The sequence below is a fragment of the Burkholderia sp. 22088 genome (assembly GCF_052045915.1).
Classification (GTDB): Bacteria; Pseudomonadota; Gammaproteobacteria; order Burkholderiales; family Burkholderiaceae; genus Burkholderia; species Burkholderia cepacia.
Genome location: NZ_JBQEPY010000001.1, coordinates 61,637 through 86,601, shown reverse-complemented (window position 1 = coordinate 86,601; position 24,965 = coordinate 61,637). Strand labels below are relative to the sequence as shown.

Below are 24,965 nucleotides of genomic sequence, written 5' to 3'. Positions count from 1 at the left end.
GTCAGTCTCCTTTCGCGCGTACGACGCGTTGTTCGATGCGTTTTTCGGGCGTCGCGTTCAGCACGATGCGCTGCACGAAAATCCCCGGCGTGTGGATGTGATCCGGATCGAGCTCGCCGTTCTCGACGATTTCCTCGACCTCCGCGACGGTGATCTTGCCGGCCATCGCGCACATCGGGTTGAAGTTGCGCGCGGTGCGGCGATAGATCAGGTTGCCCGACTTGTCGGCCTTCCAGGCCTTCACGAGCGCGACATCGGCCGTCAGCGACGGCTCGAGCACGTAGTGGCGATCGCCGAACTGGCGCGTTTCCTTGCCTTCCGCGATCACGGTGCCGTAGCCCGTGTTCGTGAAGAACGCCGGGATGCCCGCGCCGCCCGCACGCAGCTTTTCGGCGAGCGTGCCTTGCGGCGTGAATTCGAGTTCGAGTTCGCCGGCCAGGTACTGGCGCTCGAACTCCTTGTTCTCCCCGACGTACGACGAGATCATCTTCTTGATCTGGCGCGTTTCCAGCAACAGGCCGAGGCCGAAACCGTCGACGCCCGCGTTGTTGCTGATGCAGGTGATGCCCTTGACGGCCGAATCGCGCAACGCCGCGATCAGCGCCTCCGGAATCCCGCACAGGCCGAAGCCGCCCACCGCGAAGGTCTGTCCGTCACGGACGATCCCTTCCAGCGCGGCAGCCGCGCTTGGATAGACTTTGTTCATCTGTTGTCCCTTCCTCTATGGAAACCAGCGAAACCGGTTCACGCGCCACGTGGCCCGCAAGCCCGCCGCATCATTCTATGCATGCACGGCGATGCCTGCGTCGAGGCGCGCTGTTTTTATACCGCGGCAAACCGCCACGAGATGCCTGAAAGGGTACGATGCGGCGCGGATGCGGCACAATACGCAAAAATACATAAGCGTTTGCCTCCGCTTGCCTGCGCCATGCCCGCTCTCGATTACCAGACCGCCTTCCATCTCGCGCCGCTCGGCCTCGTCCTGTCGCGCGACCGCGTGATCGAGGATTGCAACGACGCGCTCGCGTCGATCTTCCGCTGCGTGCGGGCCGACCTGATCGGGAAATCGTACGAGGTGCTCTACCCGTCGACGGACGAATTCCAGCGAATCGGCGAACGTATCGCGCGCATGATGGCCGCAAACGGCATCTACTCGGACGACAGAATCATGAAACGCGCGGACGGCGAGCTGTTCTGGTGCCACGTCACCGGCCGCGCGCTCGACCGCACCGCACCGCTCGCGGCAGGCGTCTGGACCTTCGAGGATTTGAGCGCGACGCGCCGGGTCGCCGTCGAACTGACCCCGCGCGAGCGCGAGATCGCGGCCCAGCTCGCGACCGGCAAGACCAGCAAGCAGATCGGGCGCGTGCTCGACATCAGCTCGCGCACGGTCGACATCTACCGCGCGCGGCTGATGCGCAAGTACGGCACAAACAATACGCCGGAGCTGCTGCAGCGCCTGCTCGGGCAGTGAATGGCGGCTCCCGTATGACAATCGGCCGCGCATGGCGGCCGATTCGTGAAACAGGCAGGCATGGCGTGCCGCCGGCGCCCGGGCGCCGGCCTCGCCGTGCCGGCACTCAGCCGACCTTCGTCGCGAGCGCGCGCTCGATCGTGTCGCGCAGCAACTGGGGCAGCGGTACCGACTTGCCGAGCGCGTAGTCGACCCACACGCAGCGCGCCTTGCCGCGCGCATAGACGTGCTGCGGATCGTCCGCGCGCGTAAGCTCGAAACCGGTGTCGAAGCTGCTCCGGCCGGGTTTCGCGGCCGACATCTTCGCGATCACGTCGCCCGGATAGTGCAGTTGCTTGAGGAATTCCATCGACGCCGTGACGATGACGGGCCCCTGCCCCTCGCCATTGCCGCCGGCGATGCCGAGCTCCTCGAACCACGAGATCCGTGCCTGCTCCATGTAGCGGAAATAGACCGTGTTGTTCACATGGCCGAACGCGTCCATGTCGCCCCAGCGGATCGGCATCGACATCTCAAATACGGGGGAGTAATCGCTTGTTGCGCTCATTGCAGTCTTCTGTGTTGCTGAATGTCATCCGCTCAGGCGAGGCCGAAGCCGTCGTCGGCGGAGATAATCGAGCCATTGATGAACTGCGACTCGTCGGCCGCGAGCAGCAACAACAGCCCGTCGAGATCCTGCGGCTTGCCGACGCGCCGGCGCGGCAGCATCGACTGCAGCTTCTGGCCCTGCTCGGTTTCCCACAGGTAATGATTGATTTCGGTATCGATATAACCCGGACAGATCGCGTTGACGTTGATCCCGTGGCGCCCCCACTCGAGCGCCATCGCGCGCGTCATCTGCACGACCGCGGCCTTGCTCATCGCGTACAGCCCGATCTGCGGGAACACGCGCAGGCCGGCCACCGACGCGATATTGATGATCCGGCACGGCGGCTTGCCGTTGCCGCTGCCGTTCGCGCGCATGATCATCCGCTTCGCGACTTCCTGCGCGACGAAAAACGCGCCGCGCGTGTTGGTATCGAACACGAACTCGAAATCGGCCGGCGTCACGTCGACGAGCTTCTGCATCGTCGAGACACCCGAATTGTTCACGAGGATGTCGATCGTGCCGGCCTCCGTTTCCGCATGCGCGACCGCCGCCTTGATGCTCTGGACGTCGGTGACGTCGAGCGACACGACGTGCGCGGCGCCGCCCGCCGCCTCGATCTCGGCACGCAACTCCTTCAGGCGCTCGACGCGACGACTCGCGAGCACGACCTTTGCACCGGCCTGCGACAGCACCTGCGCAAAACGCTGCCCCAGGCCGCTCGACGCCCCCGTGACCAGCGCAACCTTGCCTTCCAGATTGATCGAACGACCCATTTGCACATCCCCTTTCGATGTCGTTTCGCCGCTACGGGCAGCACGGCCCGAGCGGCATTACCCTAGCACAAAAATAGAACGATCGTGCTAATCTAGCCGCATGCTGTTGCGGCAAGCGTTTCGTTTCGCAGACAATACGCTCCCGAATAAAAGCATTCTAACGGTTAGAGGAACGCCAATGACCCCCGCAAGCCTCATCGAGCAATATGGCCCGCGCGAATCGATGGAATACGACGTCGTGATCGTCGGCGGCGGCCCCGCCGGGCTGTCGGCGGCGATCCGGCTCAAGCAGCTGGCCGCCGAGAAAGGCACCGAGATCGGCGTGTGCGTGCTCGAGAAAGGTTCCGAGATCGGCGCGCACATCCTGTCGGGTGCGGTGATGGACCCGCGCGCGATCACCGAACTGTTCCCCGACTGGAAGGAACGCGGCGCGCCGCTCGACGTCGAGGTGACGGAAGACCGCTTCCTGTTCCTGTCCGAGAAAAGCGCGATCACCACGCCGAACTGGGCGCTGCCCGCCAACTTCCAGAACCACGGCAACTACGTGATTTCGCTCGGTAATGTCACGCGCTGGCTCGGCCAGCAGGCCGAAGCGCTGGGCGTCGAGATCTTCCCGGGCTTCCCGGCCGCCGAGATCCTGTACAACGACGACGGCTCCGTGAAAGGCGTCGCGACCGGCAACATGGGCGTGGGCAAGGACGGCGAGCCGACCGAGAACTTCCAGCTCGGCATGGAACTGCACGCGAAGTACACGCTGTTCGCCGAAGGCTGCCGCGGCCACCTCGGCCGCCAGTTGATCTCGAAGTTCAAGCTCGACGCGAACGCCGATCCGCAGGCGTACGGGATCGGCATCAAGGAGCTGTGGGAAATCGATCCCGCCAAGCACAAGCCGGGCCTCGTGATCCACACGGCCGGCTGGCCGCTGAAGTCGGACACCTACGGCGGCTCGTTCCTGTATCACATGGACAACAACCAGGTCGTGGTCGGCTTCGTGGTGGGCCTCGGCTACACGAACCCGTACCTGTCGCCGTTCGAGGAATTCCAGCGCTACAAGACGCACCCGTCGATCCGCGCATTCCTCGAAGGTGGCAAGCGCGTGTCGTACGGCGCGCGCGCGATCACGGCGGGCGGGCTGCTGTCGCTGCCGAAGACGGTGTTCCCGGGCGGCGCGCTGATCGGCGACGACGCGGGCTTCCTGAACGCATCGCGGATCAAGGGCAGCCACGCGGCGATCAAGACCGGCATGCTGGCCGCCGACGCCGCGTTCGACGCGGTGCAGGCGGGCCGCCAGTCGGACGAGCTCAACGCCTACCCGGATGCCTTCAAGCAATCGTGGCTGTACACGGAGCTGTACCGCGCGCGCAACTTCAAGCAGTGGATGGCGAAGGGGCTGTACCTCGGTACGCTGATGGTCGGCCTCGAGCAGAAGGTGATGGGCGGCAACGTGCCGTGGACGCTGCACCACAAGCATGCGGACCACGAGATGCTGAAGCCGGCGTCGCAGTGCGAGCCGATCGAGTACCCGAAGCCGGACGGCAAGCTGACGTTCGACCGGCTGTCGTCGGTGTTCATCTCGAACACGAACCATGAAGAGAACCAGCCGGCGCACCTGACCCTGAAGGATGCAAACGTGCCGGTGAACGTGAACCTGCGCACGTATGCGGGGCCGGAAGGACGTTTCTGCCCGGCAGCGGTGTACGAGTTCGTGAAGAACGACGACGGCAGCGATCGCCTCGTGATCAACGCGCAGAACTGCGTGCACTGCAAGACCTGCGACATCAAGGACCCGACGCAGAACATCGTGTGGGTCACGCCGGAAGGCGGTGGCGGGCCGAATTACCCGAACATGTAATCCGCCAAGACGCGCCGCCGCGAGCGGCGCGTTTTTGCCGGTCGCCACAAACGAAACGGGGCGCTGCCTGAAGCAGCGCCCCGTTTTGCATTCCCTGCGCGTTCGCGAGGCGCGCCGCGCCCCGCCCGCTTGTGTCAGGTCGCGCTACCGGCGATTTTCGGCGTCGACGTCTCGACGTCCCCGCACTGCGCGCGATGGCGCAGCGCATGGTCGATCAGCACCAGTGCGAGCATCGACTCGGCGATCGGCGTCGCGCGGATGCCGACGCACGGATCGTGGCGGCCGAACGTTTCCACCGTCGCTTCGTCGCCCGCCTTCGTGATCGAACGGCGCGGCGTACGGATGCTCGACGTCGGCTTGATCGCGATCGACACGGTGATGTCCTGCCCCGTCGAAATCCCGCCGAGCACGCCGCCCGCATGGTTGCCGACGAAACCGCCCGGCGTCAGCTCGTCGCCGTGCATCGAGCCGCGCTGCGCGACACTGTCGAAACCCGCACCGATCTCGACGCCCTTCACCGCGTTGATGCTCATCATCGCCTTCGCGATGTCCGCATCGAGACGGTCGAACACCGGCTCGCCCCAGCCGACCGGCACGCCCGACGCGACGACGTCGATGCGCGCGCCGATCGAATCGCCATCCTTGCGCAGCGCATCCATGTACGCCTCGAGCTCCGGAACGACCGCCGCGTTCGGCGCGAAGAACGGATTCTCGTGCACGTGCGACCAGTCGACGAACGGCACGTCGATTTCGCCAAGGCCGCTCATGTAGCCGCGCACCTCGACGCCGAAGCGCTCGCGCAGCCACTTCTTCGCGACCGCACCCGCGCCGACGATCGGTGCGGTCAGGCGCGCGGACGAACGGCCACCGCCGCGGTAGTCGCGGATGCCGTATTTCTGCCAGTAGGTGTAGTCGGCGTGGCCGGGACGGAACGTCTCGACGATGTTGCCGTAGTCCTTGCTGCGCTGGTCGGTGTTACGGATCAGCAGTGCGATCGGCGTACCGGTCGTCACGCCTTCGAACACACCCGACAGGATCTCGACCTGGTCAGCCTCCTGCCGCTGCGTCACGTGACGCGACGTGCCCGGCTTGCGGCGATCGAGTTCGACCTGGATGTCGGCTTCGGTCAGCCCCATTCCCGGCGGGCAGCCGTCAATCACGCAACCGATCGCGGGACCGTGCGATTCGCCGAAGGTCGTGACAGTGAAAAGCGTGCCGAGGGTATTGCCGGACATGATGGAACCGCCCAAAGAGAAATGGGCAAACCGATGCGCTGCCCGGGCCGCAGGCAGATCGATCGTTTGCCGGTCGAGAAAAGAGGTAAGCCGCTATTATGCCAGCCGTCCCGCGCCCGCGGGCCGCAGGCCGCATGAAAGGCGGCCCGGACACGCGGAACGCGCGCGGCCCGGCTTGTGCGGCGCAAGCCCATCCGGCGCGGTTGCAGCCGAACGCATCCGGACAAGCGCTCGCCTACTTCCGCGCGCCGCGCAGTTCCGTTACCGCGGCCTGCAGCGACTCGGGCGTCGCGACCGACGCCGGGACCGGCTCGCCGACCGCCAGCGTCAGCCGGCTCATCACGCCGCGCTTGATGGGTCGCGGCATCCGCGCATCGGAATGCCGCGAAAAATAGCTGCCCCACAGCCCGCGCAGCGCCATCGGAATGACCGGAGCCGGCGTACGTCCCAGGATCTCGGTGATGCCGTGGTGGAACGTGTTGATGTCGCCCGTCTTGGTCAGCTTGCCCTCGGGGAAGATGCACACGAGTTCGCCGTCCTTCAGCGCGGCCTCACATGCGTCGTACGCACGCGCGAGCATCGCGGGATCCTCGTGGCGCGGCGCGATCGGGATCGCCTTCGCATGCCGGAATACCCAGCTCGCGAAGCGCGTCTTGAAGATCCGGTGATCCATCACGAAACGGATCGGGCGCGGGCTCGCGGCGGCCAGCACGAGCGCATCGACGTAGCTGACGTGGTTGCACACGAGCACGGCCGCGCCTTCCGCCGGAATCCGCTCCGCGTGCACGAGACGAATCCGGTAGAACGTGTGGACGAGCACCCACGCGACGAAGCGGAGCAGGAACTCCGGCACGAGCAGATAGATATAGGCCGCGACGATCACGTTCAACAGCGCGGTGACGAGGAACAGCCCCGGGATGTCGACGCCGGCCTTGGTCAGCCCCATCGCCATCACGGCCGACAGGATCATGAACAGCGCGTTCAGGATGTTGTTCGCGGCGATGATCCGCGCGCGGTGCGTCGGCGCGCTGCGGCTCTGGATCAGCGCGTACAGCGGCACGCTGTAGAAGCCGCCGAACATCGCGAGCAGGAACAGGTCCGCCAGGATGCGCCAGTGGCGCGCACCGGCCAGGAATTCGCCGACCGACAGCAGATGGCCGGGCGACGGCAGCGCGCGGCTCGCGAAATACAGCTCGATCGCAAACACGCTGATGCCGATCGAGCCGAGCGGCACAAGGCCGATTTCGACGCGCCGCTGCGACAGCCGTTCGCACAGCAGCGAACCGAGGCCGATACCGACCGAGAACGTCGCGAGCAGGATCGTGACGACGTCGGGGCTCGCCGACAGCACGTCCTTCGCGAAATTGAAGAACGACGTGAGGAACGTCGCGCCGACGAACCACAGCCACGAGATGCCGAGCAGGCTCAGGAACACGGTGCGGTTCTGGCGTGCGAGCCCGAGGTTGCGCCAGGTCTCGCTGACCGGATTCCAGTTGATCACGAGATCGGGCTGCGGCGCCGGCGTGGAAGGCACGCGCTGCGCGACGAGGCGCCCCGCGATCGCGATGACGAGCACGCTCACCGCGAGCACGCGCTCGCCGGCACCTTCGATGCCCGCGGCCGCGCCGCCGATGATCGTGCCGATCAGGATCGCGATGAACGTGCCCATCTCGACGAGGCCGTTGCCGCCGACCAGCTCATGCTCGCCGAGATGCTGCGGCAGGTACGAATACTTGACGGGCCCGAACAGCGTCGAGTGCATCCCCATCATGAACGTGCACAGATACAGCAGCGGCGCGCTGTGCATGACGAAGCCGGCCGCGCCGACCAGCATCAGCACGATCTCGAAGGTCTTCACGAAACGCGTGAGGGTCGCCTTGTCGTACTTGTCGGCGATCTGGCCGGACGTCGCCGAGAACAGCACGAACGGCAGGATGAAGATCGCGGAAATCAGGAAGGCCGCCGTCTTCGCATCGACACCGGCGAACCGCGCGGTGTGATAGGTGACGAGCGACGTGAAGCCGATCTTGAAGACGTTGTCGTTCAGCGCACCGAGGAACTGGGTCGTGAAGAACGGCGCGAAACGGCGCTCGCGCAGCAGGTCGAACTGCGACGCGTGCGCGTGCCGTTCGTCGCGCCGCCTGGAAGTGGCTTGCGTTTGATCGCTCATGCGGAATACGCGCGCGCCGTCTGGGCGACGCTGCGCGGGCCTTGTGTGGTCATTGAAAAAACGGCGGCGCAGGACAAGCCTGCGCCGCCGCGTGCCGGGTGGCGGCGCCCGCGCATGACGGCGACGGGCGCGGCGTGTTTCACGACTTGTGCGCTTCGGCTTCCGATTCCGGCCAGTCGCGGATGTACGCCTTCAGCATCCGGTTCTCGAAGCTCTGCGCCTCGACGACCGTCTTTGCGACGTCGTAGAACGAAATGACGCCCATCAGCACCTTCTTGTCGAGCACCGGCATATAGCGCGCATGGCGCTCGAGCATCATCCGGCGCACTTCGTTGACGTCCGTTTCCGGCGTGCACGTGAGCGGCTCGTCCATCACCTTGCGCACCTGCACGTCGCCAATCGCGCCGCCGTTCACGTGCAGGCGCAGGATGATCTCGCGGAACGTCAGCATCCCGACGAGATCGCCGTACTCCATCACGACGAGCGAACCGATGTCGTGCTCGGCCATCGTGTCGACCGCTTCGCGCAGCGGCTTGTCGGGCGTCACCGTAAACAGCGTGTTGCCCTTAACTTTCAGAATATCGCTGACGCGCATCGTAGTCCCCTCATGCTTGAATGCAAAACCTCTTTCGATCCTATCGGAAAGCCTGTCAAAAGGAAAGCGCGGGCCCGTGCGGCGGGCCGCCGCCCCGCTTGCGGAAGCAGGCCGCCGGCAGCACAATGGCCCCATGAACAGCGGCCCGAGGAGACGGCCATGGCGCATACGCATACGGAGCAATTCGCCAGCTTCGCTGATTTCTACCCGTATTACCTGAACGAACACCAGAACCTGACGTCGCGGCGGCTGCACTTCGTCGGCTCGCTCGGCGTGATCGGCTGCGTCGCGATGGCGATCGCGACCGGCGACTGGCTGTGGCTGCCGGCGGCGATCGTCTGCGGCTACGGGTTCGCGTGGATCGGACACTTCTTCTTCGAGAAGAACCGCCCGGCCACGTTCCGGCACCCGATCTACAGCCTGATGGGCGACTGGGTGATGTTCAAGGACATCTGCACCGGCAAGATCCCGCTGTAACGGCCAGGCACCCCGCTCACGCGGGCCGCGGCGGCCGCGCGTGCGGGTCGGACACGCCGCCCGGCGCCTGCCCCGGGACACCTGCAGCTTGTGCGCCGGCCGGCCGGTGCGCGGCGATCAGCGACGCGAGCGACACGTCGAAGCGATCGCTCGACAGCACCGCGAGCAGCGCCGCGCCATCGACATGGCTGCGGCGTCGCTGCAACTGGTAGGTCAGCTCCGTGCGGTCGATCACCAGCACGTCGAACAACTGCGCAAGCGTCAGCTGCTCCGGGTTCGCGAGCAGGATGTAGCGCGGCGTGGTCTCGCCGCCGCCGTCCAGCCGCGCGATCCATTCCCGCTCCTCCATCGTCGTCAGCAGGCGCTGCGCGGTTTCCATGTCGCAGCGCAGCATGGTCGCGAGCCGCATCGCCGTGTAGCCGCGCTTGCCGGCCGTGCGCGCTTCGGCAAGCCGCGCGAGCATTTCCAGTGCGTCGAGCAGGTCGCTGCCCGGATAGTGGATGCGGTGGAACTGACCGACGCGGATCGCCGGCAGCGCGGAGGCCACCATCGCGCCGAGCAGCGCGATGAACCAGCTCAGGTACACCCATAACAGGAACACGGGCAACGCCGCGAACGCACCGTATACGGCCGTATAGGTCGGAATGCGCCGCACGTAGTAGCCGAAACCGCGTTTCGCCAGCTCGAACGCAATTGCCGCGAACAGCCCGCCGATCACCGCATCGCGCCACGCGACCGTGCAGTTCGGCAGGTACACGTACAGCAGCGTGAACGCGAGCACCGCCAGCGGCAGCGACACGAGCGCCAGCAGCCACTCGACGATCGACGTGGACGGCCCCGCGCCGGTAAACGCAAGCGACTGCGTGAACAGGTACGACGAGATCGACAGGCTCACACCGAACAACAGTGGGCCCAGCGTGATCAGCGCCCAGTACGCGAGCACGCGCTGCGCGAACGGTCGCGGCTTGCGTACCCGCCAGATCAGGTTGAACGCCGACTCGATCGTCATCATCGTCATCACCGACGTGACGACGAGCACGATCAGGCCGGCCGTCGTCAGCCCCTTGGCCTTCGACGCGAACTGGTTCAGGTACTTGAATATCTGGACGTTGAACTGCGCGGGCATCAGGTGATCCGCGAGGAATCCCTGCAGCGAGATCTGGAACGACGCGAACATCGGGAACGCGGTGAACAGCGCGAACGCGACCGTCACGAGCGGCACGAGGGCCAGCATCGTCGTGAACGTCAGGCTGCCCGCCACTTGCGGGATGCGATCCTCGGCGCTGCGCCGGGCCGCAAACTGCGCCAGGCGCTTGAGGGTGTCGAGATCGACGCTCAACTTCGGCAAACGGCTTCTCCTTCTTGATACCGCGCGCCCGACGGCGCGCCGCCGCCGCGCTGCGCGATGGCTTCAGCCCCTATAATAGCCGCTCGATTCCAGCAGGGGCCGACTGCACCGGGCACGCGCGCGGCCGCACGCGGTTCCGTCGCCCATGAAAGACATCCTCGTTCTCTATTACAGCCGTCACGGCGCCACGCGCGATCTCGCACTCGCGATCGCGAACGGCATCGACAGCGTGCCGGGCATGCAGGCCCGCATCCGCACCGTGCCGCCCGTGTCGACCATCTGCGAAGCCACCGCCCCCGACATCCCCGCCGACGGCCCGCCGTACGCGGAACTGCGCGATCTCGAGGAATGCGCGGGCCTCGCGCTCGGCTCGCCGACCCGCTTCGGCAACATGGCCGCGTCGCTCAAGTATTTCCTCGACGGCACCACGCCGCAATGGTTGTCGGGTGCGCTGACCGGCAAGCCGGCAAGCGTGTTCACGTCGACGGGCAGCCTGCACGGCGGCCAGGAATCGACGTTGCTGTCGATGATGCTGCCGCTGCTTCATCACGGCATGATGATCGTCGGGATCCCGTACACGGAATCCGCACTCAGCACGACGCGTACCGGCGGCACGCCGTACGGCGCCTCTCACGTCGCGCAGCACGATCGCTCGGCCGCCGGCGGGCTGTCGGCGGACGAAAAGACGCTCGCGGCCGCGCTCGGCGTGCGACTCGCGCGCGCGGCGGCCGCCCTCTCCAGCGCCCAGGCCGCCGACGCAGCATGAACGCCCCCGCCCGTCCCGCCGTCACTGCCCGGCCGCGCTACGCGCTGATTGCCGCCGCATGCCTCGTCGCGCTGATCGCGCTGTCGCTCGCGTGGGAGCTGCGGCTCGCGCCGCTGCGCCCGGGCGGCTCCGCGCTGATGCTCAAGGCCATACCGCTCGCGCTCGCGCTGCCCGGCGTCTGGCGGCGTAACATCTATACGATGCAGTGGGCGAGCATGCTGATCCTCGTCTATTTCGCCGAGGGCGTCGTGCGCGGCATGTCCGATCGCGGGCTGTCCGCGACGCTCGGCTGGTGCGAAACCGCGCTCGCCGTCGGTTTCTTCGTGACGGCGCTGGCATACGTCGCGCCGTTCAAGCGCGCGGCGAAAAAGTCGCGCGCCGCGTCCTGACCCTTACGCGACAAGGTGATGATGTCCTCCGAAGCTTTCGTTTCCGCGTGCCGCGATGCGATCGGCGCCGATCATGTGCTGACCGACCCGCACGATACCGAACCGTTCCTGACCGACTGGCGCCGCCGCTACAAGGGTGCCGCGTGCGCGGTGCTGAAACCCGCGAACACGGCCGAGGTCGCCGCCCTCGTCAAGCTGGCCAACGCACACGGCATCGCGCTCGTGCCGCAAGGCGGCAACACCGGCCTTGCCGGCGGCGCCACGCCCGACGCGAGCGGCAGCCAGGCCGTGCTGAGCGTCGCGCGCCTGAACCGCGTGCGCGCGCTCGATCCGCACAACAACACGATCACCGTCGAAGCCGGCGTGATTCTCGCCGACGTGCAGGCACGTGCCCGCGAAGGCGGCCGGCTGTTCGCGCTGAGCCTCGCGGCGGAAGGCAGCTGCACGATCGGCGGCAACCTGTCGACCAACGCGGGCGGCACCGCGGTGCTGCGCTACGGGAACGCGCGCGAATTGTGCCTCGGGCTCGAGGTGGTGACGCCGCAGGGCGAGATCTGGGACGGCCTGCGCGGACTGCGCAAGGACAACACGGGCTACGACCTGCGCGACCTGTTCATCGGCGCTGAAGGCACGCTCGGGATCATCACGGCGGCCGTGATGAAGCTGCATCCGCTGCCGGCCGCGCAGGTCACCGCACTCGCCGCGCTCGAATCGCCGCACGCGGCGCTCGATTTCCTCGCGCTCGCGCAGCGCGCGGCCGGGCCGCTCCTGACCGGCTTCGAGCTGATGTCGGATTTCTGCATGCAGCTGGTCGGCAAGCACTACCCGCAACTGCGCTACCCGTTCGCGCAGACGCACGCGCAAACGGTGCTGCTCGAACTGTCCGACAACGAAAGCGAAGCGCATGCGCGCGCGCTGTTCGAGAAACTGATGGAGGAAGCGTTCGAGGCCGGGCTCGTGGTCGACGCGGTGGTCGCGGAGAATCTCGCGCAATCGCGCGCATTCTGGGATCTGCGCGAGCACATCCCGCTCGCACAGGCCGACGAGGGGCTCAACATCAAGCACGACATCGCGGTGCCGATTTCGTCGATCGCGCGCTTCATCGACGAAACCGACGCGGCGATCCAGCAGGCCGCGCCGGGCGCGCGGATGGTCACGTTCGGCCACCTCGGCGACGGCAACCTCCACTACAACGTGCAGATGCCCGAAGGCGGCGATCCGAAGGCGTTCCTCGCCGCGTTCCAGGCGCCGATCAACCGGATCGTCTACGACAACGTGCACCGCCACCACGGCACGATCAGCGCGGAGCACGGGATCGGCCAGCTGAAGATCGACGACGCGCAGCGCTACAAGTCCCCGGTCGAAACGACGCTGATGCGCACGCTGAAGACCGCGCTCGACCCGCGCGGCCTGATGAATCCCGGCAAGGTCCTGCGCTGAAGCCGTCCACTCCGGAGCCCCGCCCGTGAAAATCCGCGTCCTGTCCGACCTGCACCTCGAAAGCAACCAGCCCGACGCGATCGCGCATGCCGACGCGGATCTCGTCGTGCTGGCCGGCGACATCCACAATCATGCGGAAGGCCTGCGCTGGGCGGCCGAAACGTTCGATCCCGCGGTACCGGTGATCTACGTGCCAGGTAACCACGAGTACTACGACGGGGAATTCGGCGCGCTGGAGACGGCGATGCGCGATGCGGCGCAGGCGCTCGACAACGTGCATTACCTGAACAACGACGTCTACGTCGATCCGGGGCAGCGGTTCCGCGTGCTCGGCACGACGCTCTGGGCCGACTTTTCGCTGTTCGGTACCGACGAAGCCAGCCTCGCGGGCGCAATCGACGCCGGGCTGCGCGTGATGCTCGATTTCAAGGGCTTGATCCAGGTGACCTGGCCGCATGACGCGGCGCTGCATGCGGCGCCGGGCACGCCGGAACGGGATTTCTCGCCGGCCGACGCGATCGCGCTGCATCGACGCAGCCGCGCATGGCTGGAGACACAGCTCGCGACGCCGTTCGCGGGCCGGACGATCGTCGTTACCCACCATGCGCCGCACCGGCGCTCGCTGGCGCAGCGCTATGCGGACGATCTTGCGTCGGCGGGATTCGTCACGGACATGGCGGAACTCGTGCAGCCGCCGGTGGATCTGTGGCTCCACGGCCACACGCATACGTCATTCGACTACGTGGCGGACGGTGGCACACGCGTGGTATGCAATCCGCGCGGCTACATCCACCGGCGCACCGGCGAACGGGAAAACACCGCGTTCACGTGGGACAAGGTCGTCGAGCTCGGCTGAACGCCGGCCCGCCCGGCCGCATTGCGCGGCCTTTTTGCGCGACCTTTTCGACCCGGAGCGTGACCGCGGATCAGCGCCCCGGGCGGCGCGGCTCGCGCACCCGTACCGGCACCGGCTTCATCTGCGCCTTCGCCTTCATCGCGCGCAGCAGGTCGCGGGTCGCCGCGGCGGCCGCGGCCGCGCCCAGCAGGACTCCAAGGCCGATCATCAGGTGCGTATCCATCGCTACTCCGGGGTTGCGTATCTCGTTAATTTCCACAGTATCAAACTGTCCGGCACGCGTTCGTAAAAAAATGTTGCGTGAAGGACAAATCTCGTCAGATCGCGGCCAACCGCGCGGTCATGTCGCACGCGTGTACTGTTCGAGCGCGGCTTCGTCGGCTGCCAGCGTGGCCGGCAGCTCGTCGCGCAGGAAATCGACCCAGGTACGGATTTTCGCGTCGAGGTACTGACGCGACGGATACAGCGCGTAGATGTTCATCACGTGCGACCGGTATTCGGGCATCACGCGCACGATGTGCCCGCTGCGCAACCAGCCGATCGCCGAATAGAGCGGCAGGCCGCCGATCCCCATCCCTTCGCGTACGGCCACGGCGAGCGCCTCGGCGACGTTCACGCGAAACGGCGGCGCCGTGATCGGGACGACTTCGTCGCCGTTCGGCCCCGCGAGCGCCCATTCGTCGAACTGAAAGCCCGGCGCGACCATCCCGAGGCATACGTGCTGCGCGAGATCCGCGGGCCGCTGCGGCACGCCGTTCGCCTCGACGTAGCCGCGCGACGCGCACACCACGCTGTAGCTCTCGCCGAGCCGCTGCGACACGAGCCCCGAATCCGGCAGGTCGCGGCCGACGACGATCGCGACGTCGTAGCCCTCGTCGAGCAGGTCGGGCATCCGCTGCGCGAGCGTCAGCTCGACGTGCACGTCCGGGTAGCGCTCGCGATAGCGCGCGATGGCCGGCACCAGGTAGTGCTGGCCGAGGCTCGTGAAGCAATGCACCTTCAGCTTGCCCGACGGGCGCGCATGCGCGTCGCCCGCCTCGGCTTCGGCCTGGTCGACATACGCGAGGATCTGCTCGCAGCGCTGCAGGTAGCGCTCGCCGGCTTCGGTCAGTGCGATCCGGCGCGTCGTGCGGTTCAGAAGGCGCGTGCGCAGGTGCGCCTCGAGATCCGAGACCGCGCGCGACGCGTAGGCAGTGGTCGAATTCATCTGCTGGGCGGCCGCGGTAAAGCTTCCCGCGTCGACCACGCGGACGAATACCCGCATGTTTTGTAACGTATCCATCCCATTACCCGTTTGAATCCGGACGGATTGTTGCACAGAGGCAAACAAGTATTGTCTCAGGATTCGTAAAAATGACTTGCACCCTTGTCCATATATTCAGGAATCGCTGAAAAATATAATCGCATCCGACTCATCTATATCCGAAAGGGAGAAAATCGTGCAGTCTCCGGCGACAAAAGGGACGCTCGCACTGGCGGTTCTTGCAGTCTCATTAATAATGGCCGGGTGCGCGAGCATGGGCGACAACAAGCCGCAGTCGGCCCGCATCGAAGCGAACGCGCTCGATGCCGGCGCGGCCATCCGCGCGGCCGACCGCGACGCGGGCTGGCCCGCGGCCGACTGGTGGCGCGCCTACCGCGATCCGCAGCTCGACACATGGATTGCCGCCGCGCAGGCCGGCAACCCGACGCTCGCGGCCGCCGAGGCCCGCGTGCGCGAAGCGCAGGCGATGGCGCGCGTGGCCCGCTCGGCCGAATTGCCGCAGATCAACGGCAACCTCTCGCTGATGCGCCAGCACTGGCCGGACAACGTCTATTACGGCCCCGGCCCGCTCGCGAACACCGACACCTGGAACAACACCGGCACGCTCGGCCTGTCCTACCACCTCGACCTGTGGGGCAAGGACAAGAACGCGACCGAGCGCGCGCTCGATACCGCGCACGCGACCGCCGCCGACGCACGCGCGGCGAAGCTCGAACTCGAAGTCAACGTCGTGCGCGCGTACGTCGGCATGTCGATGAACTACGCGCTGCTCGACCTCGCGCACGAAACGTTCGAACGCCAGCGCTCGCTCGCCGATCTCGCGCGCAAGCGGCTGCAGGCTGGCCTCGGCACGCAGCTCGAGGTGAGCCAGGCGGAATCGACGCTGCCCGACTATGAGCGCCAGATCGACAGCTACGAGGAAGCGATCCAGCTCGCGCGGCACCAGCTCGCCGCACTGGCCGGCAAGGGCCCGGGCGCCGGCGATGCGATCAAGCGGCCTCGGCTGTCGCTCGACGCACCGGCCGGCTTGCCGTCGGCGATGCCGGCCGACCTGCTCGGCCGCCGCCCCGACGTCGTCGCGGCACGCTGGACGGTCGACGCGCAGGCGCGCGGCATCGACGTCGCGAAGGCTTCGTTCTATCCGAACATCGACCTGCTCGCGACGGTCGGCGGCTTCGGCGTGACCGCGCCGTTCACCGACTTCCTGCGCGCGATGAACGGCGGCTGGACGGCCGGCCCCGCGCTGTCGCTGCCGATCTTCGAAGGCGGCCGGCTGCGCGCGCAGCTCGGCGCGGCGAATGCCGGCTACGACCAGGCGGTCGAGCAATACAACCAGACGATCGTCGGCGCGCTCAAGGACATCGCCGACCAGGTCGTGCGGATCCGTTCGCTCGATACGCAGAAGAAGGACGCCGCGCGCTCGGTGGCCGCCAACGACCGCAGCTACCAGCTGTCGCGCGAAGGCTTCCGCCGCGGGCTGACCGACTACGTCAACGTGCTGGTCGCGCAGCAGCAATTGTTGCGCGCGCAGGAAACGGCCGCCCGCATCGATGCGGAACGCCTCGCCGCGCACGCTCAGTTGATGGCCGCGCTTGGTGGCGGCGTCGAGACGGGCACGGACGTGCCGGGCGGCCATCCGCCGGGCAGCCAATCGTCGCATGGCGAATCCGCCGCGGGCGCAGCCGCGCCGGCCGCCGCGTCGGGTGCGAAACCCGTGGCAGCCGCCGCCCGGCCCGCGCAGGTCGCGGCCGCCGGTGCCGCCGGCGTGCCGGCCGCACGGTAACCCGGAGCGACGCCATGTCAGCCTCCTCCCCCCTCTCCCCGACCGCCGGCGGTCCGTTCGCGGCCTGGTATGCCGCGTTCGGCGACTGGGCCCGCACCGACGGCGCCGCGTGGCTCTACCTGTTCAAGGCACTGCTCGCGGCCTTCATCGCGCTCGGCGTGTCGATGCGGCTCGACCTGCCGGCGCCGAAAACGGCAATGACGACCGTCTTCATCGTGATGCAGCCGCAAAGCGGCGCCGTGCTCGCGAAAAGCTTCTACCGGGTCGCCGGCACGATCTTCGGGCTCATCGCGACGCTCACGTTCGTCGGGCTGTTCCCGCAGCAGCCGCAGCTGTTCCTGCTGGCGATCGCCCTGTGGATCGCGCTGTGCACCGCCGGCGCCGCGCGCAACCGCAACTTCCGCAGTTACGGCTTCCTGCTCGCCGGCTATACGACCGCGCTGATCGGCCTGCCCGCGTCGCAGCACCCGGATGGCGCATTCATGAGCGCGATGACGCGGGTCTCCGAAGTCATCATCGGGATCGTGTCGGCCGGCGTCGTCAGCGCGCTCGTGTTTCCTCGGTACACGGGCGAGCAGATGCGCACGACGGTGCGCAAGCGCTTCGGCAGCTTCGTCGACTACGTCGCGTCGGCGCTGTCGGGCCAGCTCGACCGCGCGCACATCGAGACCATCCATACGCGCTTCGTCGCCGACGTGGTCGGCTTCGAGGCCGCGCGCAGCATGGCCGTGTTCGAGGATCCGGACACGCGCATGCGCAGCGGCCGCCTCGCGCGGCTGAACAGCGAATTCATGAGCGCGTCGAGCCGCTTTCACGCGCTGCACCAGCTGATGAACCGGCTGCACGCGGCCGGCGCGCAGGCCGCGATCGATGCGATCGAGCCGTATTTCCGCGAGATCGCGCCGCTGCTCACGCGCGATGGCGAACCCGTGCGCACGTCGATCGACGCCGCGCACTCGGCCGAGCAACTGCTCGCGTGGCGCGACGCGCTGCCGCGCCGTATCCGCGCGACACGCGCGGAACTCGAAACGCAGCCCGACTTCCCGCTGCTCGACTTCGATACCGCCGCCGAACTGCTGTACCGCTTCATCACCGACCTGCAGGAATACGCGGCGACCTATGCGTCGCTCGCGACCGCGACGCACGAGCGCGAACGCTGGATCGAACGCTACGAGCCGCGCACCAACAAAACGGCCGCCACGATCGCGGGGATCCGCACCGCGACGGTGATTCTCGCGCTCGGCTGGTTCTGGATCGAGACTGCGTGGCCGAGCGGCGTGATGCTGGTGCTGAACGCCGCGGCGACCTGCGCGCTCGCCTCGTCGGCGCCGCGCCCGACCGCGATGGCCGCGCAGATGGGGATGGGCACGGCGCTGGCCGTCTGCACCGGCTTCCTGCTGACGTTCGGCATCTACCCGCGGATCGACGGCTTCGTCCTGCTGTGCGCGGCGCTCGCGCCGTTGCTCGCGATCGGCATCTACATGTCGCTGAAGCCGAAGCTCGCCGGCTACGGCGCGGGCTATCTGATCTTCTTCTGCTTCCTCGCCGGCCCCGACAGCATCACGCACTACGATCCCACGAGCTTCATGAACGACGCGCTCGCGCTCCTGTTGTCGATGCTCGTCTCGGCGATCGCGTTTGCCGTGCTGTTCCCGCCGACCGCGCCGTGGCTCAAGAAACGCCTGTTCGCCGACCTGCGTCACCAGGCCGTCGCGGCCTGCCACGCGCGGCTCGCCGGACTGCGCACGCGCTTCGAGAGCGGCGCGCGCGACCTGATGTACCAGGCGCACACGCTGTCGGCCGACCAGCCTGACGTGCAGCGCGACGCGCTGCGCTGGATGTTCGCGGTACTCGAAACCGGGAATGCGGCCATCGACCTGCGCCACGAGCTGGCAACGCTGCCGTCCGACCCGCGCTACGCGCCGACGACGCCGTGGCGCCGCGCGATCGAAACGATGCGCACCGCGCTGTCGTCGCTGTTCGCGCGGCCGGACGCCGAACGTTTCGATGCAACGCTCGCCGCGGTGAACGATGCGATCGACGCGACCCGGCAGACGCTCGACGCGTTCACGCCGACGCGCGAGGAACGCCACCGGCTGCAGCGCATCCTGAGCCATCTGCATTTCGTGCGCACGGCACTGCTCGATCCCGAATCGCCGCTCGCCGCGCTCAACCGCAACCGCCCCGTGCGTCCCCAACCAGGAGCCTCGTCATGATGCCGCGTGAAATCGCCATTCTCGATGCCTACATGCCCACGGTGGTGCTGATGTTCGTCCTCGGCGCGCTCGCGACCTGGGCCGTCGACCGCCTGCTCGCCTATACGGGCCTCTACCGTCTCGTCTGGCACCCGTCGCTGTTCCGGGCCTGCCTCCTCGTCTGCATTTGCGGCGGACTGAGTCTTGCCGTTTACCGTTGATTCCGAACCATCATGATTCTCAGAAAACTCTTCGGCTTCGTCGCGACCGCCGTCATTCTTCTCGTCGCGATCCTGATCGGGCGCTCGCTGTGGGTGCACTACATGGACGATCCGTGGACGCGCGACGGGCGCGTGCGCGCCGAGATCGTCAACGTCGCGCCGGACGTGTCGGGCGCGATCGTCGAACTGCCCGTGCATGACAACCAGCTCGTGAAAAAGGGCGACCTGATCATGCAGATCGACCCGTCGCACTACCAGATCGCGGTCGAGCAGGCGCAGGCGGCCGTCGCCGCCCGCCGCGCGGAACTGCAGATGCGCCGCGACGACGCGGCGCGCCGCGCGGATCTCGATGCGCTCGTCGTGTCGAAGGAAAACCGCGAGAACGCCGCGCACAGTGCGTCGAGCGCCGATGCGCAGTACCAGCAGGCGATCGCTGCGCTCGATGCCGCGAAGCTCAACCTCGAGCGCACGCGCGTCGTCGCGCCGGTCGACGGCTACATCACGAACCTGCAGACGTTCAAGGGCAACTATGCGGTGGCCGGCCAGGCGAAGCTCGCGATCGTCGACAGCCACTCGTTCTGGGTCTACGGCTACTTCGAGGAAACCAAGCTGCCGCGCGTGAAGATCGGTGCGCCGGCCGAAATGCGGCTGATGAGCGGCGGCGTGATGAAGGGCCATGTCGAAAGCATCTCGCGCGGCATCTACGATCGCGACAACCCGCAAAGCCGCGACCTCGTCGCGGACGTGAACCCGACCTTCAACTGGGTGCGCCTCGCGCAACGCGTGCCGGTGCGCATCAGGATCGACGAAGTGCCGGCCGACGTGGTGCTGTCGGCGGGTACGACCTGCACGGTCATCATCGATCCGGACAAGCAGAAGAAGTCGTAAGCGCAACGCGCGCCGGGCGGCATCCCGCCCGGCGGCGTCACTCCCAGAAGAACCGGTAAGGCAGGAACGGCGACGGGCCGAGCCCCGCTTCGCCGATCATGTTGCGCAACCGCATCGCAAAGCCGATGGCGCCGATCGCGACGAGTGCGGCGATCACATACGGGCGCCGCACGTACGGCACGCGCTGCAGCGGCACGAACTGGCAGCCCATCGCGAACAGCACGAGCCACTGGAAGCGCAGCCCCGCATAGCTGACCCGCGCGAGCGCGAAACTCGCGATCTCGCAGGCGAACAGGAACACGAGCGTGCGCGGCATGCGGGCAAGCAGCGCCCAGCCGGCCGCGAGGGTCAGCAGCGCGAGCACGAGCGGTGCGCTGCCCGACATCTGTGCAGGCGGCGTGAATGCCGCATAGAGTCCGAACTTCGCCAGCAACGCGTCGTGGTGCATCGCGAACAGCACGCCGCCGATCGCGACCGCCAGCCCCGCATAACGCAGCAGGCGCAGCCGCCGCACCTGGAGCAGCACGACGAGCAGCACCGCCGACACGTGCATGCCGGCCGCCGCGGCCGCCAGCGCGATCGACGCGCCATGCCGCCTGCGCGCCCATTCGTCCGACGCGATCTTGGCCGCGCAGAACGCGAGGCCATAACGCAGCCCGCTCATCGCCATGTCGTAGAAGAACAGCGGAAAGATCAGCGTGGCGAACACGCACGCATCCTCGGCCGTCCGCCCGAACGCGACGACACATGCGATGACGATCAGCAGCGACAGGATTGCCGTCACGATGCGCGGGTCGTGCCCGACCCATTCGAGCGCGCGCACGAGCCATACGAAGCCCGGCTCGAGCGTGCGCGGTACGACCTTCAGGTTGCCGCTCCAGATGCCGGCGATGATGTCCTGGTAAATCGTCGTGTCGGTGCCCGTCCGGCCACGCAGCACGGCGAACGTGGCGGCCGGTGCGATACCCGCCGCGAGCCACCGCCACGGCGGCATGCGCGTGCGCATGCCGAGCGCGGCGGAGACGAGGATGCACAGGTATCCGCTCAGATAAATCGTCGTTGTCATTGTTATGAATGACCCGCTCGGCGCAGTGCCGCACCGGTGTCGATGCGCGCGCCGCGGGTTCTGGTCCCCAGCTGTGTGGAAGCGCATTGTAGGGGATCGCGCGGCGCGTGACTGCCGGTTTTGTCACCCACCGGCGGATGAGCGGGCGGATTGCGCGTGTCGCGGGTGGCCGGCCCGCGACCGCGCGGCGCTCGGGCCGCGTCAGGCCGCGATACGAAAGCGCCCGACCAGCGACTTCAAGGCCTGCGCCTGCTCGTCGAGCGCGTTCGCCGCGGCGGCCGCCTGCTCGACGAGTGCCGCGTTCTGCTGGGTGCCGGCGTCCATCTGCGTGACCGCGCGGCCGATCTCGTCGATCCCCGCGCTCTGCTCGTCCGATGCGGCGGAAATTTCGCCGATGATGTCGGTCACGCGCTTGACCGCGCGCACGACGTCGCCCATCGTGCGGCCCGCATCGTGCGCGAGCGCCGCACCGTTCGCGACTCGCTCGACCGACGCGCCGATCAGCGCTCGGATCTCCTTCGCCGCGGTCGCCGCGCGTTGCGCGAGCAGGCGGACTTCACCCGCGACCACCGAGAAGCCGCGCCCCTGCTCGCCCGCGCGTGCGGCCTCGACGGCCGCGTTCAACGCGAGAATGTTGGTCTGGAACGCGATCCCCTCGATCGTGCCGATGATGTCGCGGATGTTCTTCGCGCTGTCGTCGATCTCGCTCATCGTCGCGACGACGCGCCCGACGACTTCCCCGCCCGTCTCCGCAACGGCCGAAGCATTGGCCGCGAGCGCGCTCGCCTGCCGCGCGTTCTCGGCGTTCTGCCGTACGGTCGACGTAAGCTGCTCCATGCTGGCCGCGGTGCGCTCGAGCGCGACGGCCTGCTGCTCGGTGCGCCTGGACAGATCGAGATTGCCGGTGGAAATCTCGCCCGACGCGGCCGCGATCGCCTCGGCGCTGACGGCAATCTCGCCGACGGTCGCCGCAAGCCCCGTCTGCATCTCGGCCAGCGCACGCACCATGCTGTCGCGGTCGTGCCGGCCCAGCGTGATCGGTCGCGTCAGGTCGCCCCGCGCGATGTCCGCGGCAATCGCCTTCGCATGCGCGGGCTCGCCGCCGAGCTGCGACGCGAGACGGCGCACGACACGCTCCGCGATGACGATCGCGAGCACGATCAGCGCAACCGTCATCGCCGCGATCATCGCGAACGACGACGAGAAAATGGTGGCGGACGCATCGAGCGTCGCCTTCGACTTCGCACCGCGTGTCTTCACGAGCTCGGCGACCAGTTTTTCGAGCTTGCCGGTTTCGACCAGCAGCGACACGTCCTGCGTGCCGACCTGCCAGCTCATCTGCGACAGGTCGAGCGGCTGTGCCTGCACGAGCGCGACGAAATCGCGCAGATGCGCGCTCCACGCGCCGACCGCCGTCGAGAATGCGCGCAGCCGCGCCGAATCGTCGACGTCGGCCGGATCCGCATAGCGCTGCAGCGTGCCGAGCGCCTGGCCGATCGACGCGAGCCCGGCGCCCACGTCTGCGCCCAGCTCGTTGCGTTCCTTCGCGGTGGTCGCGGTCAGCAGCATCTTCTGGGCACGGCTCGCACGCAGCACTTCGGCCCGAACCTCCTCGGCCGCGCGGCTCGCGACGTGACCCTGCTCGTAGACGGAGGCGATCGACGCATTCAGCCGGCTGATCTGCCAGAGCGAAAACATGCCGATCGCCAGCGTGCCGGCGAGCAGGATCGCGAATGCGGCGCGCAACGTCGCCTTGACGGTCCACGGCCGGCGCTCGCGACGCGCCGCCCGCGGGCGCCGGGCGGCGCGACCGGCGGCGACGTCGGGTGCGGCGGCGGCCGCACCGGGCTGTGGACGCAAAGATGCTGCTTTCATCGATATATCCCCGTATTGATCACGCGGCCGGAAAGGTCGGTCCCGGCGTACCCGCGATGGCTGGCCATGCCGCGCGTCCTGCGCCCGCACGGCGGATAGCCGGTGCCGGGCGCGGCGCGCCTGTTGTCATTGGGTCGTTCTACGGCCGCCACCGCCGTTTCTTGAGTCCGGTAAACCACGCACCGGCCCCGGGCGCCCGCCCCGCTTGCGGGCGGGCGTGCCGCCAGCGTTATACCCGGCCAAAAAAGCGGGCACCGGCCGATCCGTCGGATGAATGTCCGATTCACGATAAAACTTGTCCGGACATTCCCGATACGCCACATTACACTTCTTTGACGCAGCAACGATTCAAGACGCGCCGATCCCCAGCAGAGCGCGCCCGCCACCTCAACTCGTTCAGCTCTCACATGGAAACCAGCCTCGACACCGGCTCCGCCGGCGCAGCCGCCACCCAGCCTTCCGCGCCACCCGTCGCCCGCACCGTCTACCCGGTGCTCGGCGCAATCAGCTTCTCGCACATGCTCAACGACATGATCCAGTCGTTGATCCTCGCGATCTACCCGATGCTCAAGAGCCAGTTCGCGCTGTCGTTCGCGCAGATCGGCCTGATCACGCTCACCTACCAGATCACCGCGTCGCTGCTGCAGCCGCTCGTCGGCCTCTATACCGACAAGCGTCCGAAACCGTATTCGCTGCCGGTCGGCATGGGTTTCACGCTCGCCGGGCTGCTGCTGATGTCGGTCGCGACGAATTTCCCGATGCTGCTGGTGGCCGCGGCGCTCGTCGGCTGCGGCTCGTCGGTGTTCCATCCCGAATCGTCGCGCGTCGCGCGGATGGCGTCGGGCGGCCAGCACGGGCTTGCGCAGTCGGTGTTCCAGGTCGGCGGCAACGCGGGCTCCGCGCTCGGGCCGCTGCTCGCCGCGCTCGTGATCATTCCGCACGGCCAGCACAGCATCGCGTGGTTCTCGGCAGCCGCGCTCGTCGCGATGATCGTGCTCACGCAGATCGGCCACTGGTACAAGAAACATCCGTCGATGAAGAAGAAGGCCGCGGCGGCCGGCCACCCGACGCTGTCGCGCGGCCGCGTGATGGGCGCGATCGGCGTGCTGGTGCTGCTCGTGTTCTCGAAGTATTTCTACCTCGCGAGCATCAACAGCTATTTCACGTTCTACCTGATCGACAAGTTCCACCTGTCGGTGCAGGCCGCGCAGATCCACCTGTTCGTGTTCCTCGCGGCCGTGGCGGCGGGCACGCTGATCGGCGGGCCGGTGGGCGACCGGATCGGCCGCAAGTACGTGATCTGGGTATCGATCCTCGGCGTCGCGCCGTTCACGCTGCTGCTGCCGTACGCGAACCTGTTCTGGACCAGCGTGCTGACCGTGATCATCGGCATCGTGCTCGCGTCGGCGTTCGCCGCGATCCTGGTCTACGCGACGGAACTGATGCCCGGCAAGGTCGGGATGGTCGCGGGCCTGTTCTTCGGCTTCGCGTTCGGCCTCGGCGGTGTCGGCGCGGCCGTGCTCGGCCAGCTCGCCGACGCGACGAGCATCACGTTCGTCTACAAGGTGTGCTCGTTCCTGCCGCTGATCGGCGTGCTGACGGTGTTCCTGCCGAACCTCGAAAGCAGCCGGCGCAAGAAGGCGTGAAAAAACGGCCGCGGCGCGCCTGTCGGCGCCGCGGCCGTGATGCTCCGATCGACGGGATCGACG

General features: G+C 67.4%; 23 protein-coding genes. 12 read left to right on the top strand and 11 right to left on the bottom strand.

Annotation, left to right across the window (positions count from 1 at the left end):
• Position 1: 1 nt before the first annotated feature.
• Entirely contained in the window at positions 2–706 is a 705-nt protein-coding gene (locus ACTJLD_RS00370; protein WP_021162428.1) for a CoA transferase subunit A, read from the bottom strand.
• A gap of 222 nt (positions 707–928) precedes the next feature.
• On the opposite strand from ACTJLD_RS00370, the gene ACTJLD_RS00365 reads away from it, so the two are divergent.
• Complete coding sequence (locus ACTJLD_RS00365; protein WP_027787711.1) at positions 929–1,474, top strand: LuxR C-terminal-related transcriptional regulator; 546 nt, start codon at positions 929–931, stop codon at positions 1,472–1,474.
• Between the two features lie 106 nt (positions 1,475–1,580).
• On the opposite strand, the gene ACTJLD_RS00360 is transcribed toward ACTJLD_RS00365, so the two are convergent.
• A complete protein-coding gene (locus ACTJLD_RS00360) occupies positions 1,581–2,021 on the bottom strand; it encodes an acyl-CoA thioesterase (protein ID WP_027787712.1) in 441 nt (146 codons plus the stop codon).
• A 32-nt stretch (positions 2,022–2,053) separates the two neighbouring features.
• Positions 2,054–2,836 (bottom strand): SDR family oxidoreductase, encoded by a 783-nt coding sequence (locus ACTJLD_RS00355; protein ID WP_011351770.1) that lies wholly within the window; start codon positions 2,834–2,836, stop codon positions 2,054–2,056.
• Positions 2,837–3,014: 178 nt separating this feature from the next.
• Between ACTJLD_RS00355 and ACTJLD_RS00350 the strand changes: the two genes are divergently transcribed.
• Complete coding sequence (locus ACTJLD_RS00350; protein WP_175755979.1) at positions 3,015–4,688, top strand: electron transfer flavoprotein-ubiquinone oxidoreductase; 1,674 nt, start codon at positions 3,015–3,017, stop codon at positions 4,686–4,688.
• Between the two features lie 134 nt (positions 4,689–4,822).
• Here ACTJLD_RS00350 and aroC read toward each other — a convergent pair whose 3' ends face one another.
• From aroC to ACTJLD_RS00335, 3 genes are all read right to left on the bottom strand, one after another.
• Positions 4,823–5,923 (bottom strand): chorismate synthase, encoded by a 1,101-nt coding sequence (gene aroC, locus ACTJLD_RS00345; RefSeq protein WP_059699057.1) that lies wholly within the window; start codon positions 5,921–5,923, stop codon positions 4,823–4,825.
• 235 nt (positions 5,924–6,158) lie between these two features.
• Positions 6,159–8,093, bottom strand: a complete 1,935-nt coding sequence (locus ACTJLD_RS00340; protein ID WP_059699055.1) for an MFS transporter — start codon at positions 8,091–8,093, stop codon at positions 6,159–6,161.
• A 139-nt stretch (positions 8,094–8,232) separates the two neighbouring features.
• Entirely contained in the window at positions 8,233–8,688 is a 456-nt protein-coding gene (locus ACTJLD_RS00335; protein ID WP_006755543.1) for a CBS domain-containing protein, read from the bottom strand.
• A gap of 159 nt (positions 8,689–8,847) precedes the next feature.
• Between ACTJLD_RS00335 and ACTJLD_RS00330 the strand changes: the two genes are divergently transcribed.
• Positions 8,848–9,165 (top strand): Mpo1-like protein, encoded by a 318-nt coding sequence (locus ACTJLD_RS00330; protein ID WP_060278149.1) that lies wholly within the window; start codon positions 8,848–8,850, stop codon positions 9,163–9,165.
• Positions 9,166–9,181: 16 nt separating this feature from the next.
• Here ACTJLD_RS00330 and ACTJLD_RS00325 read toward each other — a convergent pair whose 3' ends face one another.
• Positions 9,182–10,513, bottom strand: coding sequence for a YihY family inner membrane protein (locus ACTJLD_RS00325; RefSeq protein ID WP_027787716.1), 1,332 nt, complete (start codon positions 10,511–10,513; stop codon positions 9,182–9,184).
• 145 nt (positions 10,514–10,658) lie between these two features.
• Between ACTJLD_RS00325 and wrbA the strand changes: the two genes are divergently transcribed.
• Genes wrbA through ACTJLD_RS00305 form a run of 4 tightly spaced genes read left to right on the top strand, consistent with a single transcriptional unit; the run spans position 10,659 to position 13,964 of the window.
• Positions 10,659–11,279 (top strand): NAD(P)H:quinone oxidoreductase, encoded by a 621-nt coding sequence (gene wrbA, locus ACTJLD_RS00320; RefSeq protein WP_440657622.1) that lies wholly within the window; start codon positions 10,659–10,661, stop codon positions 11,277–11,279.
• On the top strand, positions 11,276–11,668 hold the full coding sequence (locus ACTJLD_RS00315) for a DUF2069 domain-containing protein (RefSeq protein WP_021160810.1): 393 nt from the start codon (positions 11,276–11,278) through the stop codon (positions 11,666–11,668). Before wrbA ends, ACTJLD_RS00315 begins: the two co-directional genes overlap by 4 nt.
• A gap of 18 nt (positions 11,669–11,686) precedes the next feature.
• Positions 11,687–13,108: an FAD-binding oxidoreductase gene (locus tag ACTJLD_RS00310; RefSeq protein WP_027787719.1), complete on the top strand. Its 1,422-nt coding sequence runs from the start codon at positions 11,687–11,689 to the stop codon at positions 13,106–13,108.
• A 25-nt stretch (positions 13,109–13,133) separates the two neighbouring features.
• Complete coding sequence (locus tag ACTJLD_RS00305; protein ID WP_027787720.1) at positions 13,134–13,964, top strand: metallophosphoesterase; 831 nt, start codon at positions 13,134–13,136, stop codon at positions 13,962–13,964.
• A 70-nt stretch (positions 13,965–14,034) separates the two neighbouring features.
• On the opposite strand, the gene ACTJLD_RS00300 is transcribed toward ACTJLD_RS00305, so the two are convergent.
• Both ACTJLD_RS00300 and ACTJLD_RS00295 read right to left on the bottom strand, forming a co-directional pair.
• The gene (locus ACTJLD_RS00300; protein WP_006476208.1) at positions 14,035–14,187 is read right to left on the bottom strand and encodes a hypothetical protein; all 153 of its coding nucleotides are present in this window, start codon (positions 14,185–14,187) and stop codon (positions 14,035–14,037) included.
• A 117-nt stretch (positions 14,188–14,304) separates the two neighbouring features.
• Positions 14,305–15,246, bottom strand: a complete 942-nt coding sequence (locus ACTJLD_RS00295) for a LysR family transcriptional regulator (protein ID WP_027787721.1) — start codon at positions 15,244–15,246, stop codon at positions 14,305–14,307.
• A gap of 157 nt (positions 15,247–15,403) precedes the next feature.
• On the opposite strand from ACTJLD_RS00295, the gene ACTJLD_RS00290 reads away from it, so the two are divergent.
• From ACTJLD_RS00290 to ACTJLD_RS00275, 4 genes are read left to right on the top strand one after another with little or no spacing between them, the layout of a single operon-like run.
• Complete coding sequence (locus tag ACTJLD_RS00290) at positions 15,404–17,011, top strand: efflux transporter outer membrane subunit (protein WP_081072623.1); 1,608 nt, start codon at positions 15,404–15,406, stop codon at positions 17,009–17,011.
• 14 nt (positions 17,012–17,025) lie between these two features.
• On the top strand, positions 17,026–19,227 hold the full coding sequence (locus ACTJLD_RS00285) for an FUSC family protein (RefSeq protein ID WP_333978142.1): 2,202 nt from the start codon (positions 17,026–17,028) through the stop codon (positions 19,225–19,227).
• On the top strand, positions 19,224–19,427 hold the full coding sequence (locus tag ACTJLD_RS00280) for a DUF1656 domain-containing protein (protein WP_011351756.1): 204 nt from the start codon (positions 19,224–19,226) through the stop codon (positions 19,425–19,427). Before ACTJLD_RS00285 ends, ACTJLD_RS00280 begins: the two co-directional genes overlap by 4 nt.
• A gap of 12 nt (positions 19,428–19,439) precedes the next feature.
• Positions 19,440–20,315: an efflux RND transporter periplasmic adaptor subunit gene (locus tag ACTJLD_RS00275; RefSeq protein ID WP_014897260.1), complete on the top strand. Its 876-nt coding sequence runs from the start codon at positions 19,440–19,442 to the stop codon at positions 20,313–20,315.
• A 37-nt stretch (positions 20,316–20,352) separates the two neighbouring features.
• Here the strand turns inward: ACTJLD_RS00275 and ACTJLD_RS00270 are convergent, their stop codons facing one another.
• The gene (locus tag ACTJLD_RS00270) at positions 20,353–21,381 is read right to left on the bottom strand and encodes an EpsG family protein (RefSeq protein ID WP_162923257.1); all 1,029 of its coding nucleotides are present in this window, start codon (positions 21,379–21,381) and stop codon (positions 20,353–20,355) included.
• A 201-nt stretch (positions 21,382–21,582) separates the two neighbouring features.
• The gene (locus tag ACTJLD_RS00265) at positions 21,583–23,256 is read right to left on the bottom strand and encodes a methyl-accepting chemotaxis protein (protein WP_027787725.1); all 1,674 of its coding nucleotides are present in this window, start codon (positions 23,254–23,256) and stop codon (positions 21,583–21,585) included.
• Between the two features lie 407 nt (positions 23,257–23,663).
• Here ACTJLD_RS00265 and ACTJLD_RS00260 point away from each other — a divergent pair, with 407 nt between their 5' ends.
• Positions 23,664–24,902: an MFS transporter gene (locus tag ACTJLD_RS00260; protein WP_222214394.1), complete on the top strand. Its 1,239-nt coding sequence runs from the start codon at positions 23,664–23,666 to the stop codon at positions 24,900–24,902.
• Positions 24,903–24,965 lie beyond the last annotated feature (63 nt).